The sequence below is a fragment of the Xanthobacter versatilis genome (assembly GCF_043193975.1).
GTDB classification, from domain to species: Bacteria; Pseudomonadota; Alphaproteobacteria; order Rhizobiales; family Xanthobacteraceae; genus Xanthobacter; species Xanthobacter autotrophicus_E.
Map to the genome: position 1 here is coordinate 61,723 of NZ_JBAFVB010000013.1, position 15,815 is coordinate 77,537.

Here is a 15,815-nt window from a genome sequence, read left to right on the forward strand (position 1 = left end):
CAGGCCGTTGGCATCACTCCGCCGCCCTCTCCAGTATGCGCTCGAAGATGGTGCGGACCTTGGCCTGGGTATCGGCGAGGTCAGCGTCCAGGGTGGTGAAGTCGGGCATCTCGCCGGCGCGGGCCAGAAGCGCCCTGAGCGCCGGGCTCGCGTCCGCCGGCACGATATGGGCGTCCACCGCCAGCCGCAGCACCTGGGTGAGGTTCTGGTAGAGCCGGCAGGCCCGCTGGAGCACGTGCGCATCTTCCGGCTCCAGCAGCCCCAGCCGCGCGGCGGTGGCGAGCACGCGGGCGGTGGCAGTGTCCACGATCTCGGGGTGCGCACAGGCGTGCGCGAGCACGAGATACTGGGCCAGGAACTCCACATCCACCTGGCCGCCCGCGGCGTGCTTCAGGTTCCACATGTCGCCCTCGCCCTTCTCGGCGGCGATGGACTGGCGCATGTCGAGGATGTCGCCCGCGAGCCGGCGCGGATCGCGCGGCTGGCCCATGACCGCACAGATCACGTCCCGCACCTTAGCCCCGAATTCGGGCTCGGCCGCGATCACACGGGCACGGGTCAGCGCCATATGCTCCCAGGTCCAGGCCTCCTCCCGCTGGTAGGTCGCAAATGACGCAAGGCGCGTCGCCACCGGACCCGAGCGGCCGGAGGGGCGCAGGCGCAGGTCCACGTCGTAGAGCTTGCCGGCATTGGTGAGCGAGGTCAGCGCGGTGACGAGGCGCTGGGTGAAGCGGGCGAAATACTGCGCCCCGGTGAGCGGGCGGGCGCCATCAGAGGTGGGATCGGCATCGGCGTCGAAATCGTAAAGCACGATGAGGTCGAGGTCGGACCCCGCCGTCATCTCCCGCCCGCCGAGCTTGCCCATGGCCAGCACCGCCGTCTGCGCGCCCGCGATGGTGCCGTGGGCCTCCCTGAAGCGGGCCCACACCCGGCGGTGCAGGGCGCGGATGATCACCTCGGCCAGCGTCGCATAGGCTTCACCCGCCCGCGCCGCCTCCAGCGTGCCGGAGGCGATACGCACCCCGATGAGCACATGCTGCTCCTGCCGGAACCGGCGCGCGCGGTCGAGTTGCTCCTCGTCCGTGTCGGCGGTGTCGAGCAGGTGCTCCAGATGGGCTGTGAGGCCCGCCTCGTCCGGCAGCACGTCGAAGAAGGCGGGATCGAGCAGCGCGTCGGTGAGGGACGGCCGCCGCGCCAGTGTCTCGCCCAGGCGCGGCGCGGCGGTGAGAATGGTGGCCAGCAGCCGCACCAGGTCCGGATGCCGGTCGAGGGCGGTGAGAAGTTGCGGGCCGGGCAGGTCGCTCAGGAAGCGGTCGGCGGCGGCCAGCGCTCCATCGGGATCGCCGCCCCGGGCGAGCGCCTCCAGCATCAGAGGAACGATGCGGGCAAGGTGCGCCCGCGCGCTTTCACCCTTCAGCGCACGCGGCCCACCGGACAGCCAGCGCCGGACCATGCCGCTCGCCGCCGCCGGATCGCGAAAGCCGAGGCGGGAAAGGGCCGCTAACGTCTTGCGGTCATTTTCGTCGGGCGGGAACACCAGGTCCGCGTCCAGCACCGCAGGGGGCGCCACGTCCTCAAACAGGTTGGCGTAATGAGTCTGCACAGTCTGGAGGCGCGTCACCAGGGCGGCGGCGAAGGCGTCGCGGTCGGGATATCCCATGAAGCGCGCGAAGCCCTCCATGGCGGGGCGGCTCTCGGGCAGGGAATGGGTCTGGGCGTCCGCCACCATCTGGATGCGGTGCTCCACCCGGCGCAGGAACACATAGGCCTCGGCCAGCGCATCGCGCACGGACGGCTCGATCCAGCGGTGGGCGGTGAGGGCATCGAGTGCCTCCAACGTCCGGGAATTGCGCAACAGCGGGTCCCGCCCACCGGCGATGAGCTGCTGGGTCTGGACGAAGAATTCCACCTCGCGGATGCCGCCGCGCCCGAGCTTCACATTGTGGCCTTCCACCGCCACCACGTCGTGGCCGCGGAAGGCGTGAATCTCCCGCTTCATGGCGTGCACGTCGGCGATGGCCTGGAAATCCAGCCCGCGCCGCCACACGAAAGGCGACAGCTCGGCGAGGAACGTCCGCCCCACCGCCAGGTCGCCGGCCACGGGGCGGGCCTTGATATAGGCGGCACGTTCCCAGGTGGCGCCCTCGCGCTCGTAATAATCAAGGGCGGCCGCGGTGGAGAGGGCCACCGCCGTCGAGCCCGGATCGGGCCGCAGGCGCAGGTCCACCCGCAGCACATAGCCGTCCGCTGTGCGCTCCTGGAGCAGGCGCACCAGGCCCTGCGTGATCTTCACGAAGAACGGCGCGGCGGACACCTCTTCGGCGAGGGGCGCCTTCTCCCGGTCGAACACCACCACAAGATCGATGTCGCTGGAATAATTGAGCTCGCGCGCACCGTGCTTGCCCATGGCGATCACGGCGAGACCGCATCCCACGGCCGGGTCGGCGGCATCTTGCGGCTTGAGGCGTCCGACGCGTGCCGCATCGCCGAGCAGGAAGGCGAGAGCCGCGCGCAGGGCCGCGTCCGCCACATCGGTCAGCGCCGCCGTCACCGCGATCAGGTCGAAGGCACCACCCATGTCGGCGAGCGCGATCAGCAGCGCCGCCTCGTTGCGCATGCGCCGCAGCGCGCGCATCACCTCGGCCTCGCTACCGCTGGCGGCGGTGGCTGCGCAATCCGCCATCAGCCGCGCAAGATGGGCATGTGGATCGTCGGACAGCACCCGCAGCAGCCGCGTCGGCTCCGCGCGCACCAGATCGAGCAGGAAGGGCGAGCCCTCGGCCATGCCGAGGCAGACGGCGCGCGCCATGGGGGCGCGCGAAAGCAGCCCGTCGAGCGCTGCCCGTTCCGCCGGGGACAGGCTTTCCGTGGCCTGGGAAAGCTTAATCTCTGCCGTCTCCGCATCGCCGAGGACGGGGGCTTCCCGCATCAGGATGGCGAGAGATGGCCGGTCGGCCGAATCCGGTTCGAGGGGACCGCGCATGATTTCATCAAAAGCATTAGGACCTTGCGTTACGCAAGCCCTGTTCGACAATTGCAACGCTGATGTGCGGTCGAAAGCTCCATGATAAACAGCAAATTATCGCACCTGCGAAGGCCTTAATGCCCAGCGTGGGACAGCCGGTCCCGGCGCCCAATTATTTCGCCGGTAAACGCAGCGTCGCGACCAGCCCCGGCGCTCCATCGGTGAAGCTCAGGCTGCCGCCATGCAGGCGCGCCACCGCGCCCACCAGCGCCAGGCCCAGCCCGGAACCCGGCCGCGTGCGGCTCGCCTCCAGCCGCACGAAGCGCTCCACCACCCGCTCGCGATCCGCCTCCGGGATGCCGGGGCCGGTGTCCGCCACCGCGAGCACCGCTTCCCCGCCCTGCCGCGCCAGGGTCACGGCGATGCGCCCCCTGCTCCCGTCCACCGGGCGGCCATACTTGATGGCATTGTCGATGAGGTTCGAGACCGCCTGCGCCAGCAGTTCCTTCACGCCGTGAATGCTCACCGGCGCCACCGTGACCACGAGGTCGAGGCCCTGCTCGTCGGCCAGCGGTTCATAAAGCTCGGAGACGTTCTCGGCGATCTCGGCGAGGTCGAGATCGCTCATGATGGCGCGGGCCTGCCCGGCCTCGGCGCGGGCGATCATGAGCAGCGCGTCGAAGGTGCGGATGAGGCCATCGCTCTCCTCGATGGTGTCTTCCAACGCCGCGCGCCACTCGTCCTCCGTATGAGCGGTGCGCAGCGCCTCCTCCGAGCGGTTGCGCAGGCGGGTGAGCGGGGTCTTCAGGTCGTGGGCGATATTGTCCGAGACCTCTTTCAGGCCCTGCATCAGGCCCTCGATGCGGTCCAGCATGGCGTTCAGCGAATGGGCAAGGCGGTCGAACTCGTCCTGGGTGCCGGTCATGGCGAGGCGGCCGGAGAGGTTTCCGGCCATGATGGTCTCGGCGGTGGCAGTCATGGAATCGATGCGTTTCAACACCCGCCGCGTCACGAACACGCCGCCGGCAAGCCCCAGCACCACGATCAGCATCACCGCCCATTGCGCCGGTCGCGCCACGAGGTCGCGCAGGGTGTCGCGCTCCTCGATGTCACGGCCCACCAGCAGGCGGTAGCCGCCGGGCAGGATCATCGCCTGCACGAAGGCCACATGGCTCTTCAGACCGGCATCGTCGGGACGATTGTAGGTGGTGAAGCGGGTGCCATCCTTGTCGAGGAGGCCTATGGGCAGGTCCGAGACGTTGGTGGCCAGCACCTCGCCCTGGAAATTGGTGATCATGTAGATGGACGAGCCCGGCCGGCGCGTCCGCCGGTCGATGACATAGACCAGGCGCTGGATGCCGCCGAGACGGTATTGCTCGGCGAGGAAGCGCACCTCGCGGTCGAGATCGTCCGCCACCTGTCCCTGGATCAGCTCGCGGGTGTGCCACGCCGTGTAGACGATGACCGACACCGCGAACACGGCGAACACCAGCAGATAGGCCGCCAGCAGCTTGAACGCCGTGGTGCGCACCAGCCGCGCGAGGTGGGCGAAAAAGCGCATGAGAACCCGCCAGATCACGCCGCCGACGGCGAGCGGCCCGCGCGCGCCGGACTCAAGCGGCACCCGCCCGCACCATGTAGCCGGCGCCGCGCACGGTGTGGATCAGCGGCACGTCGAAGCCCTTGTCGATCTTGGAGCGCAGGCGGGAGACGTGCACGTCGATGACGTTGGTCTGCGGGTCGAAATGGTAGTCCCACACGTTTTCCAGCAGCATGGTGCGGGTCACCACCTGCCCGGCATGGCGCAGGAGATATTCCAGCAGCCGGAACTCCCGCGGCTGCAGCGGGATCTCCTTGCCGGAGCGGGTGACGCGATGGGCAAGACGGTCCAGCTCCAGGTCGGACACCTTGTAGACCGTCTCCGCGCCTTGCGAGACGCCGCGCCGCGACAGGGCTTCCACCCGCGCCAGAAGCTCGGTGAAGGCGTAGGGTTTGGGCAGGTAGTCGTCACCGCCGGCGCGCAGGCCCTGCACCCGGTCGTCCACCTGGCCGAGGGCGGAAAGGATGAGCACTGGCGTGGTGTGCCCGCGCCCGCGCAGCTCGGTGACGAGGGAGAGCCCGTCGCGCGCGGGCAGCATGCGGTCCACCACCATCACGTCGTACTTGCCGTCCAGGGCGAGGGCGAGGCCCTCCTCCCCGTCGGCAGCAAGGTCCACCACGTGCCCAGCCTCGCGGAAGGCCTTGCGCAGATATTCGGCGGCGTCGCGGTCGTCCTCGACAAGGAGGAGGCGCATGGCAGTGAGGGGATCCGGATCGAGATTCGCTGTCATCACTCTAGCTCACCTTGCCGGCAGGTCCATGCGGGGTGTCCGCCTTGCGTGACGGCTCGCCCCTTCCGCTGGGAAAAGGGCGAAGCGCGCGGCGTTGCTGAAAAAAACGTGGCGCGGGATGCCTTGCGAGCATCCCGCGCCATCAGAGCCGAAGTGGCATCAGGGGGGCGATGCTAACCCGCCTCGGCTCCGGTAGACCTGCTCCGGCGGCGCCAGGCCACCGGAGCCTTCAGGTTCAGCGCGAGGCTCAGCCCTTGGCCTTGGCGTCGAGGGTGATGGCGACGAAGCGCACGCCCTCGCCGCTCTTCACCTGGATGAGCACCGCCTTGCGGTTGTCGGCCTTGGCGGCGGCGAGGCCGTCGCGCACATCCTTCGGGGTGGAGACAGCCTTGTCGCCCACCTTCAGGATCACGTCGCCGGTCTTGAAGCCGCGCTGGGCGGCCGGGCCGTTGGGCTCCACACCGGTCACCACCACGCCTTCGCCGCCGGCGCCCTGAACGCTCTTGGACGGGGCGAGCTGGAGGCCGAGGCGCGGCAGGTCCTTGGTGGCGCCGGCGGTGTCATCCTCGCCCTGCTGGGGCGCACCGGAGCGCGAGGCGACCTGATCGTTGGGCAGCTGGTCCAGCACCAGGGACAGGTCCATGGGCTTGGCATCGCGGATCAGCGAGAGCTTGATCTCGGTGCCCGGCTTCATCATGCCCACCTTGCGGGTCAGATCGCGGGCTTCCTTGATCGGCTCGTTGTTGACCTTCACGATCACGTCGCCGGCCTTCAGGCCTGCCTTGGCGCCGGGGGTGTTGGGCTGAACCTGCGCCACCAGGGCGCCCTCGGCGTCCTTGATGCCGAGGCCGGAGGCAAGGTCCTCGGTCACCGGCTGGATCTGCACGCCGATGTAGCCGCGGGCCACCGAGCCCTTGTCGCGCAGTTGGGCCACCACCGTCTTCACGGTCTCGGACGGAATGGCGAAGGCAATGCCCACGTTGCCGCCCGAGGGGGAGACGATGGCGGTGTTCATGCCGATCACCTCGCCGTTCAGCGAGAAGGTCGGGCCGCCCGAATTGCCCCGGTTGATGGGGGCGTCGATCTGGATGAAGTCGTCATAGGGACCCGAGCCGATGTCGCGGCCACGGGCCGAGACGATGCCGGCGGTCACGGTGCCGCCGAGGCCGAAGGGATTGCCCACCGCGATCACCCAGTCACCGACGCGCGGGGCGCCGTCCGCGAGCTTCACCCACGGCAGGTTGGTGACGTTCTCGATCTTCAGCAGGGCCACGTCGGTGCGCGGATCGGTGCCGATCACCTTGGCCTGGTATTCCTTGCCGTCGGTGGTGGTCACGTCCACCTCGTCGGCGCCGTCCACCACGTGGTTGTTGGTCACCACATAGCCGTCAGCCGAGATGATGAAGCCGGAGCCCTGGCCCACCACCGGGCGCTCGCCCTTGGGACCATGGCCGCCGCGCGGACCCATGCCGGGGCCGCCGGGACCGCCCGGACCCATGGGACCCTGGCCGTCGCCGAAGCCGAAGCGCTTCAGGAACTGCTCGATCTGGGGCGGAACATTACCGCCGAAATCGCCGCCCATGGCCATCTGCTCGTTGCCGGCATCCTTCTTCACCTTCACCGAGACGACGGCGGGCGAGACCTTCTCGACGATATCGGCGAAGGAGAAGGTGCCGGCCGGCTGGCTGGTGGTGATCTGGGCGGCGACGGGACCGTTCAGCGGCGGCACGAACTGGCCGGCCACGACGCCGGCGAGCGCGAGACCGACGACGCCGGCCAGGAGAGCCTTGCGGTGGCGCTTCGTCACGGAGGGGGTGTTGTCGGAGCGGGTGTTGCCGGAGCGGGTCATGGGCGGTCGCATCTCTCTGTTGTCTGCCTTGTCGGCAGGTTCGAGAGGCAAGCTAGTGCGTGGACCGTTACGGCAGTCTGGCTGCGGAATTAAGGATCCGTAATGTGGCTCACGCGTGCGTGACGCCGTTCGAGCCCGCCCCACACCGCTGCCTGCAGCAAAAAGGGCGGCCCGAAGGCCGCCCCTGTCGTCTGCTTTTGGCTCGCTCACTCGGCCGCGGCGGGCGGCGGCTCGGCCACTTCGGGGGCCGGGGTGTAGATGAGACCGCCGCCTTCGCGGAACTTCTGCGCCATCTCCGCCATGCCGGCTGAGGCGAGGTTGTCGGCCTGGGCGCGGGCAATGTCGCCGGCTTCCAGCTTCAACTCCTGCGAGATCTTCATGGAGCAGAATTTCGGCCCGCACATGGAGCAGAAATGCGCCACCTTGGCGCCCTCGGCGGGCAGCGTCTCGTCGTGGAAGCGCTCGGCCGTCTCCGGGTCCAGCGACAGCGCGAACTGATCGCGCCAGCGGAAGGAGAAGCGCGCCCGGGACAGCGCATCGTCGCGGATGCGCGCCGCCGGGTGCCCCTTCGCAAGATCGGCCGCGTGGGCGGCGATCTTGTAGGAGATGACGCCGGCCTTCACGTCGTCGCGGTCCGGGAGGCCCAGATGCTCCTTCGGGGTCACGTAGCAGAGCATCGCCGTGCCGAACCAGCCGATCATCGCCGCGCCGATGGCGGAGGAGATGTGGTCGTAGCCGGGGGAGATGTCGGTCACGAGCGGACCCAAGGTATAGAACGGCGCCTCGTGGCAGACCTTGAGCTGCTTCTCCACATTCTCGCGGATGAGGTGGAGCGGCACATGGCCGGGGCCCTCGATCATCACCTGGCAATCGTATTTCCAGGCAATCTCGGTCAATTCGCCCAGGGTCTCCAGCTCGGCGAACTGGGCGGCGTCGTTGGCGTCGGCGATGGAGCCGGGGCGCAGGCCGTCGCCCAGCGAGAAGGCCACGTCATACTGGGCCAGGATCTCGCAGAGTTCCTCGAAATTCTCGTAGAGGAAGCTCTCCTTGTGATGCGCCAGGCACCACTTGGCCATGATGGAGCCGCCGCGCGACACGATGCCGGTGACGCGGTTGGCGGTGAGCGGAATATAGGGCAGGCGCACGCCGGCATGGACCGTCATGTAGTCCACGCCCTGCTCGGCCTGCTCGATCACCGTGTCGCGGAAGATCTCCCAGGTCAGGTCCTCGGCGACGCCGTTCACCTTCTCCAGCGCCTGGTACATGGGCACGGTGCCGATTGGCACCGGCGAGTTGCGCATGATCCATTCGCGGATGGTGTGGATATTCTTGCCGGTCGACAGGTCCATCACCGTGTCGGCGCCCCAGCGGGTGGCCCACACCAGCTTGTCCACCTCCTCGGCAACGCCCGAGGTGACGGCGGAATTGCCGATGTTGGCGTTGATCTTCACCAGGAAGTTCCGGCCGATGGCCATCGGCTCGGTTTCGGGGTGGTTGATGTTGTTGGGGATGATGGCGCGGCCGCGCGCCACTTCCTGCCGCACGAATTCCGGCGTGATGTCGGACGGGATCACCGCGCCGAGGCCCATGGCCTGATGGTGCGGATGGACACCACCATTGGCGCGGGCGAGATTCTCGCGCGCAGCCACATATTCCATCTCGGCGGTGATGATGCCGGCCCGCGCATAGGCCATCTGGGTCGGGCGCTTGCCCGGCTTGGCGCGCAGGGGCCGGCGGCCGGTGAGGTCGAACTGGGGCAGGGTCGAGGACTGGCCGTCTTTCAGGCCATTGTCTTCGGGCTTGACCTGCCGGCCATCCACCTCCTCCACGTCGCCGCGCTCGCGGATCCACTGGGCGCGCAGCAGCGGCAGGCCCTTGGTGAGGTCGATGACGGCTTGCGGATCGGTATAGGGACCGGAGGTGTCGTACACCCGGACCGGCCGTTCTTCGGGCGTGGACAGGGTAATCTCGCGCATCGCAACGCGCACGTCCGGCCGGGTGGCGGAGACGAACACCTTGTGCGAGTGCGGCAGGGCGCCGGTGGTGACCTTGAGGGAGGACGTCGAGGCTTCGTCCAGCATGCGGTTCTCCTTTAAGCTTGCGCTTTCAACGAGAGCCGGGATTCGAGCTAGGAGACGGGTACGATACGGCCGTAACGTGCCGTGCGCACGGGTTCCGATCCCTTCGCCGGTATGACCCGGATCAGGTTCGAAGGGTCAACGCGGCACCGAAAACCTTGAAGGCCAACGGACTTGCGAAATCTCAGCCCCTTCCGGGACCCCCCTTGGAACGTTCCGAGTGTGTGTATACCAAAGCCCAATGTCAACGCTGCGGCGCAGCATGAAGCGGGATGCCCGATCGTCTAAAGCTCTGGACGAGCGGCGGTGGGCCATTTGCCAGCCGGCCGGCATGGCCTACATCTATGTCCCCAAAGCCCGGAGGACGGAGGCGCGCATGCATCAGTATCACGACCTGCTCCGTCGCATCCTGAATGAGGGCGTGCGCAAGGACGACCGCACCGGCACCGGCACCTTCTCGGTGTTCGGGCACCAGATGCGGTTCGACCTGGGTGAGGGCTTTCCCCTCGTCACCACCAAGAAGCTGCACCTGAAGTCCATCGTGCACGAGCTTTTGTGGTTCCTCGCCGGCGACACCAATGTCCGCTACCTGAAGGACAACGGCGTCTCCATCTGGGACGAGTGGGCCGACGAAAAGGGCGATCTCGGCCCGGTCTACGGCCACCAGTGGCGCTCCTGGCCCACGCCCGAAGGCGGCGTCATCGACCAGATCGCGCAGGTGGTCTCGGACATCCGCCGCAATCCCGATTCGCGCCGCCTCATCGTCACCGCCTGGAATCCGGCGGATGTGTCGAAGATGGCGCTGCCACCCTGCCACTGCCTGTTCCAGTTCTATGTGCTGGAGGGCAAGCTCTCCTGCCAGCTCTACCAGCGCTCGGCGGATGTGTTCCTGGGCGTGCCCTTCAACATCGCCTCCTACGCGCTGCTCACCCACATGGTGGCGCAGGTGACCGGGCTCGGGGTCGGCGATTTCGTCCACACGCTCGGGGACGCGCACCTTTACGTGAACCATCTGGAGCAGGCCCGCGCGCAGCTGGAGCGGGCACCCCGCGCGCTGCCGCGCCTGGCGCTGAATCCGGCGGTCACCGACCTCTTCGCCTTCCGTTACGAGGATGTGGAAATTGTGGGCTATGATCCGCACCCGGCCATCAAGGCGCCGGTGGCGGTCTGAACCCGGGCGCGGGAGCGCCCCTTCGTCCCTGTCCGTTTTTCGGCTCGTGCGTACCGGTCGTTCCAGTGGAGCCGGTTCGGTTGGGACAACCTGATCGGGACAGCGGTCTCAATACTCAAAACAACGCACGTTCGGTCGCTTGCGGTGCAACCCGATTGGAACGTCCTTCAGGGAGGGTCTCATGGCGGATGCAGGAAGTCTTCTGGGGCAGCTCATCGGGGCTGCGCTCGGCAACGGCAGCGTGCGCGGCGGGGGAGCCGGCGGCGCCGGCCTCGACCAGATCCTCAAGAGCGTGCTCGAAGGCGCGGGACAGGGCGGGCGCGGCGCGCCCTCCGGCCAAAGCGGCGGCCTACCCGGCGGGCTCGGCGACATTCTGGGCCAGGTGCTCGGTGGCGGGGCATCCGGCGGTGGCCGTCCCCAGGGCGGGGCCTCCGGCCTGCCGGGCGGGCTCGGGGATATTCTCGGCCAGGTGCTGGGGGGCGGCGGACAGCGCCCCGGTGGTACGGGCGACAGCGGCGGAGCCCCGGCCGGGCTCCCCGGCGGGCTGGGCGACATCCTCGGCCAGATCCTCGGCGGCGGCAGCGCTCCGGCGGGCGGCGGCATATCGGGCGGCAGCACCGGCGGATCGCTCGGCGATCTCGCCGAGGCCTCCCTCGGCGGCCCGCCCAGCACATCGGCTCCAAACCCGTATCCCGCGCCGGCACCCTCGCCGGCTCCCGCCCCTGCCCCGCAGTCGGGCGGCGGCAGCGGCGACCTGGTGAAGTATGGCGGCATGGCGGTTATCGGCATGCTGGCGTGGAATGCCTTCCGCAAGTGGCAGTCCCAGTCAGGCGGGCGGTCGGCCTTCACCTCCGGCACACCGGAGGCCGCCGGCTTCTCCCCGGCCGCAGCCCCCGGCGGGGCGGATGCCTTCTCCGGCGTGCTGCTCTCGGCCATGGCGGCGGCGGCACAGGCGGACGGGCAGATCGACCAGGAGGAGCTCGAGCGCATCACCGGCGGACTGTCCCGCTTCGGGGCGGCGGCGCCGGAACGCGAGGCGCTCATCACCTTCCTCACCACCCCGGTAGACCCGCAGCAGGTGGTGGATGCCGCCACCAGCCCGGAAGCGGCGTTACAGATCTACGCCGCCTCGGCCATGGCGATCCGTCCCGACAGCGCGGCCGAGAAGCAGTATCTGGCCAGCCTCGCCTCGGCGCTCAACCTCGATCCGGGCCTCAAGGCCCAGCTGGACGCGGACCTGAACGCCTGAGACGGGGCCATGCTCACGCCATCGTGCGCGGCGGGGCCGTAACGGCGCCCCGTCGCCCGGCGTAATGGGAAGCGGGGCGGCCGGCAGCGGCCGTTCCGTCCGGGGCGAAAATGCACCCCGCCCCCATTCGCAGCGAAGGACGCGAGCGACCGCCCCATGCCCCTCTTCCACGAACGCTCCGGGAAGTTCAGTCCCGAGAAGACGCTCTTCATCGTGGCCACGACATTGCCGGCGGTGTGGCTCGCGGGCCTTGCCGCCAACGGCATGCTCGGCGCCCGGCCGTGGACGGAAGCCATCCACTTCACCGGCCTGTGGGCCATCCGCTTCCTGGCCGTGACCCTCGCCATCACGCCGCTGCGCAAGCTCCTATCCTATCCCAAGCTCTATTTCGGGCGGCGCATCTTCGGGCTTGCGGCGCTGTTCTACGCCGCCTTCCACCTGCTGCTGTTCGTCGTGGACCAGGGTGCGGGGCGCGCGCTGAGCGAGATCGTGCTGCGCATCTATCTCACCATCGGCGCGGTGGCGCTGATGCTGCTCATCGCGCTCGGAGCCACCTCGTTCGATGGGGCCATCCGCCGCCTCGGGACGGAGCGGTGGAACCGGCTGCACATGGCGGTCTATGGCATCGCCCTGCTGGGGGCGGTGCATTTCTTCCTGCAATCGAAGCTGGACGTGACCGAGCCGGTGCTCATGGCCGGCCTGTTCGTGTTCCTGTTCGCCTATCGCATCGCGGTGCGCCTTTCCGGCGATGTGACACCCTTGGGCGTCGCCGGCCTTGCCGTGCTGTCGGCGCTGCTGACGGCGGGGGTGGAAGTGCTGTGGTATGGCCTCGCCACGCGGGTCGACCCGTGGCTGGTGGCGGAGGCGAACCTCTCCCTCGATCTCGGCCCGCGCCCCGCCTGGTGGGTACTGGGGGCAGGACTCGCCCTGGCCCTGTTCGCCGCCCAGCGCCGGGAAGCAGCACCCGCGCGTGGACGGCGCCGGACCGCTCCGGCGACACAGACGAAGATCGAGGCGTCCTGAGCGCGCGTTGTGCTTCACGAAAAAGGGGGCGGTCGCCCGCCCCCCGTCTGCCCTATCCTGCGATGGGGTCAGGCGTCGGCCCGCTCGGGCACCGGCAGGCCGAGCCACTCCTGGTAGAAGCCCTCGATATCCGGCGAGAAATCGTGGATCACCGGATACCAGGGGGTGGGCGCCTCCACATCGTGAAGGGTGCCGCACTCGGGGCAGAAATACTCCCGGATCACCTGCCAGGACGGGGTGGGCGCCATGAGGCGGGGATAGATCTCCTCCATCTTCTGCGGCGTGTCGCGAACATGGACGCGGGCGTGAAGCTTCCAATTGTCCTTCCAGTCGCAGAAATCGTGGCCGCATTCGCAGCGCACGGTCCATTTCTTGGAGACCTTCTGCTGCACGATGAAGAGCTTGGGGCCGAGCGGCAGGATGATCTTGTCATCCCACGGCATGCGCTCCTGCAGGATCTCCACATAGGTCACGAAGCGCTCCGGGTCCTTGGGGGTGGAGAGCATCTGGTGCAGCGTATCGGGATCGATCTTGCCGTCCACGAGATCGACGATCTTCGAGCGGGTATAGGCCATCGTGTTTCCTCCACTTGATGTTTGATTTCCAAGGAAAAAATGGGCGGCAGCGACGGCTGTCGCCGCCGCCCAGTGGAGGGATCATTCCTCCACGAACTGCACGGTGTGCACGTCGGGCAGTTCGGAGATGTCCATGGAATAGCGCGAGCCGTAGGTGGGCACGCCGATTTCTTCCTCCGGCAGGGTCCAGCTGTCGGGCAGGCTCCAGAAGGTGCGGAAGTCCTTCTCGAAGCGCGGGCCGAGCTTGAAGGAGGCGGCAAACATCTGCCGCACCTGCGTGCCCGCATCCTTGGCGAGAATCTTCTCGCGCTCGCCCTTCATCCATTCGGAGACCGGCACCGACTTGGCGAGGCGATCCTTGCGGATCTGCGCGCGGGCGGCGGCGGTGGCGACCTCGTCCACGCCATACTGGCCGTCCGCGACCTTCCGCACCACGACGCCATAGACCTCGCCGGCGAAGCGCTCCAGCACGTAGCCGCCGTTGATGTCGTCGGCCACCGCCTGCGGCTCACGGTCGAGCGGATCACCGAAGCCGGGGCCGCCGCGCATGTAGTTGAGGTAGAGGTCGTAGTCGGAGAACATCTCCTCGGTGGTGATGGCCTGCTTGTCGCGCTTGATCTGGGCGTCGGGCAGCATGGCGTCCCAGGTGGGATTTTCCGGGTCGGTGTCGCCGCCGAGCGGGATCTCCGCGCCGGACGCGATCAGCTCCTTCAGGTTGGTCTTGTGGGCGGCGAAGCGATAGCCGGAGGCCGCCGGATAACCGCCCATCAGCCCCCAGTCGGAGGAGATGTGGCCGTTGCCCATGAAGAACATGGTCCAGTCCTTGGCGTTCCAGACCATGCGCAGGCTCTCGAAGCCGCAGCCGCCGCGATACTTGCCGGAGCCGCCCGAGGACGCCTTGATCTGCCGGCCGAGATAGACCAGCGGCTCGGCCAGTTCCCAGATCTCCATGTCGCCCATGTCGCCTTCCGGGTTCCAGATGGCGGCGGCGTGGGACAGGCCGTCCTGCACCGCGGTGGCGCCGGTGCCGTTGGCGGCGCACTCGAACGAGTTCACGGCGTGGATCTCGTCATACTGGTTGAAGCCGCCGCCCTGCAGCCAGTTGGAGGTGTTGGCGTTGCCGGCGTTCACCTCCTCCAGGTAGCCGCGCCCGAAGTAGGAGCGCGACAGGCCCCGCCACAGCGCCGTCCAGGCCGACACCAGGAAGTGCCAGCTGTAGGAGAAGGCGACGCGGCGGTCGTCCGGGTTCATCCAGGTGCCCTTGGGCAGCCGGAACTCGGTGCCGTAGGCGGCGCCGTCATTGATCATCTCGGAGGGGATGAGGGTCTGGGTCATCATCACCCAGATGCCCGAGGTGAAGCTCACCTGGTGGGCGTTGTAGGTGTGCCAGCCCCAGCGGCTCGATCCCTCGAAGTCGAGGCGCCAGGTGCCGTCCCGGCGGATCGTCATCTCGCACGGGGCGTGCATGATGGTGTCGAGCTTGGCGAAATCGGAGGGCACCCGCACGTCCTCATGGGCGTAGGGCACATCCACGAAGCCCACCTGCCGGTAGGTGCCGGGGATGGTCATGGCCTTGATGCGGGCCTGGAGCCCGAGCCGGCCGTGCTCCACCGCCTCGTAGGCGAACTTCCAGTAGGCCTCGATGCCCTCTTCCGCGACCACCTCTTCCACCAGCTTGCGGATCATGTGGCAGCCGGCGATGCGGGTGCGCTCGTCCAGCATCCAGTAGCGGGTGGTGCGCACCATGCGCTGGCTTTCGTGCAGCCAGTCGCGGAACAGGGTGTCGTTGGCGCCCACCTTGCGGCAGGTGATGGAATAGCCGTCGCCGAAGCGCTGCACCTGACCGGTGGCCATGGAGCCCGGCCCGACCGCGCCGGTGTCGATGACGTGGGTGACGCCGCCCACCCAGCCGATCAGTTCACCTTCCCAGAAGATGGGCACGATGGTGTGGATGTCGCACGGATGGACGTTTCCGATCAGGCTGTCGTTGTTGCAGAAGATGTCCTTGTCGTGGACGCCGGGATTGGCCTCCCAATTGTTCTCGATCATGTATTTGATCGCGGCACCCATGGTTCCCACATGGATGATGATGCCGGTGGAGGTGAGAAGGCTGTCGCCCGCCGCGTTGTAGAGGGTGAAGCACAGCTCGCCCTCCTGCTCCACGATGGGGGAGGCGGCGATCTTCTTGGCGGTCTCGCGGGCATCCACCACGCCGGCCCGCAGACGCGAGAACAGCTTGTTGTAGAGGATGGGCTCGCGCTCGCGCAGCTCCAGCGTCTTCAGGCCGGCATAGCGGCCGGTGGCCTTGGTGGCGGCCATGAGGCGGTCGCGATGCTCCTTCAGCGTCTCGCCACCGCGCACGATGCCGCGCGTCGCACCCGCAAGGGTGCTCTGGTCAACAGTCACGTTCATGGGGTCGTTTCCTTTGAGTTCGTTGACTCGGATTGAGCGTGCTTCTTCGCGTCGTCATGGCCGGGCTTGTCCCGGCCATCCACGCCTCGCGGCTGGGAGCAGCATTCGGAGCGTTGCGCGAGCGGCACGGCGTGGATGCCCGGGACAAGCCCGGGCATGACGG

10 protein-coding genes and 1 riboswitch are annotated in these 15,815 nt (G+C 68.2%); of the genes, 3 read left to right on the plus strand and 7 right to left on the minus strand.

Going from position 1 to position 15,815, the window contains the following annotated elements:
• Positions 1–13 precede the first annotated feature (13 nt).
• The 5 genes from V5F66_RS20225 to thiC all read right to left on the minus strand — a co-directional run bounded on the left by V5F66_RS20225 (position 14) and on the right by thiC (position 9,225).
• A complete protein-coding gene (locus tag V5F66_RS20225; RefSeq protein WP_394094602.1) occupies positions 14–2,983 on the minus strand; it encodes a bifunctional [glutamine synthetase] adenylyltransferase/[glutamine synthetase]-adenylyl-L-tyrosine phosphorylase in 2,970 nt (989 codons plus the stop codon).
• Between the two features lie 154 nt (positions 2,984–3,137).
• Positions 3,138–4,526: an ATP-binding protein gene (locus V5F66_RS20230; RefSeq protein WP_012115493.1), complete on the minus strand. Its 1,389-nt coding sequence runs from the start codon at positions 4,524–4,526 to the stop codon at positions 3,138–3,140.
• Between the two features lie 52 nt (positions 4,527–4,578).
• Positions 4,579–5,295 (minus strand): winged helix-turn-helix domain-containing protein, encoded by a 717-nt coding sequence (locus tag V5F66_RS20235; RefSeq protein WP_012115492.1) that lies wholly within the window; start codon positions 5,293–5,295, stop codon positions 4,579–4,581.
• Positions 5,296–5,542: 247 nt separating this feature from the next.
• Positions 5,543–7,144 (minus strand): Do family serine endopeptidase, encoded by a 1,602-nt coding sequence (locus tag V5F66_RS20240; protein ID WP_394094603.1) that lies wholly within the window; start codon positions 7,142–7,144, stop codon positions 5,543–5,545.
• A 206-nt stretch (positions 7,145–7,350) separates the two neighbouring features.
• Positions 7,351–9,225 carry a phosphomethylpyrimidine synthase ThiC gene (gene thiC, locus V5F66_RS20245; RefSeq protein ID WP_394002720.1) on the minus strand — a complete coding sequence of 625 codons (1,875 nt, stop codon included), beginning with the start codon at positions 9,223–9,225 and terminating at the stop codon, positions 7,351–7,353.
• An 80-nt stretch (positions 9,226–9,305) separates the two neighbouring features.
• Positions 9,306–9,439: riboswitch (TPP riboswitch) on the minus strand.
• A 159-nt stretch (positions 9,440–9,598) separates the two neighbouring features.
• Here thiC and V5F66_RS20250 point away from each other — a divergent pair.
• The 3 genes from V5F66_RS20250 (at position 9,599) to V5F66_RS20260 (ending at position 12,665) form a co-directional block, all read left to right on the plus strand.
• Positions 9,599–10,393, plus strand: a complete 795-nt coding sequence (locus V5F66_RS20250) for a thymidylate synthase (protein WP_394049855.1) — start codon at positions 9,599–9,601, stop codon at positions 10,391–10,393.
• 181 nt (positions 10,394–10,574) lie between these two features.
• Entirely contained in the window at positions 10,575–11,642 is a 1,068-nt protein-coding gene (locus V5F66_RS20255) for a tellurite resistance TerB family protein (RefSeq protein WP_394094604.1), read from the plus strand.
• Positions 11,643–11,798: 156 nt separating this feature from the next.
• On the plus strand, positions 11,799–12,665 hold the full coding sequence (locus tag V5F66_RS20260) for a protein-methionine-sulfoxide reductase heme-binding subunit MsrQ (RefSeq protein ID WP_394006869.1): 867 nt from the start codon (positions 11,799–11,801) through the stop codon (positions 12,663–12,665).
• Positions 12,666–12,733: 68 nt separating this feature from the next.
• On the opposite strand, the gene V5F66_RS20265 is transcribed toward V5F66_RS20260, so the two are convergent.
• Positions 12,734–13,240, minus strand: coding sequence for an acetone carboxylase subunit gamma (locus V5F66_RS20265; RefSeq protein WP_394002714.1), 507 nt, complete (start codon positions 13,238–13,240; stop codon positions 12,734–12,736).
• An 81-nt stretch (positions 13,241–13,321) separates the two neighbouring features.
• Complete coding sequence (locus tag V5F66_RS20270; RefSeq protein WP_394094605.1) at positions 13,322–15,652, minus strand: hydantoinase B/oxoprolinase family protein; 2,331 nt, start codon at positions 15,650–15,652, stop codon at positions 13,322–13,324.
• Positions 15,653–15,815: the final 163 nt, after the last annotated feature.

Excerpts from the sequence above, each read along its gene's own strand:
- V5F66_RS20225 (WP_394094602.1), bottom strand. The coding sequence starts at position 2,983 with ATGCGCGGTCCCCTCGAACCGGATTCGGCCGACCGGCCATCTCTCGCC.
- V5F66_RS20230 (WP_012115493.1), bottom strand. The coding sequence starts at position 4,526 with ATGCGCTTTTTCGCCCACCTCGCGCGGCTGGTGCGCACCACGGCGTTC.
- V5F66_RS20235 (WP_012115492.1), bottom strand. The coding sequence starts at position 5,295 with ATGACAGCGAATCTCGATCCGGATCCCCTCACTGCCATGCGCCTCCTC.
- V5F66_RS20240 (WP_394094603.1), bottom strand. The coding sequence starts at position 7,144 with ATGACCCGCTCCGGCAACACCCGCTCCGACAACACCCCCTCCGTGACG.
- thiC (WP_394002720.1), bottom strand. The coding sequence starts at position 9,225 with ATGCTGGACGAAGCCTCGACGTCCTCCCTCAAGGTCACCACCGGCGCC.
- V5F66_RS20250 (WP_394049855.1), top strand. The coding sequence starts at position 9,599 with ATGCATCAGTATCACGACCTGCTCCGTCGCATCCTGAATGAGGGCGTG.
- V5F66_RS20255 (WP_394094604.1), top strand. The coding sequence starts at position 10,575 with ATGGCGGATGCAGGAAGTCTTCTGGGGCAGCTCATCGGGGCTGCGCTC.
- V5F66_RS20260 (WP_394006869.1), top strand. The coding sequence starts at position 11,799 with ATGCCCCTCTTCCACGAACGCTCCGGGAAGTTCAGTCCCGAGAAGACG.
- V5F66_RS20265 (WP_394002714.1), bottom strand. The coding sequence starts at position 13,240 with ATGGCCTATACCCGCTCGAAGATCGTCGATCTCGTGGACGGCAAGATC.
- V5F66_RS20270 (WP_394094605.1), bottom strand. The coding sequence starts at position 15,652 with ATGAACGTGACTGTTGACCAGAGCACCCTTGCGGGTGCGACGCGCGGC.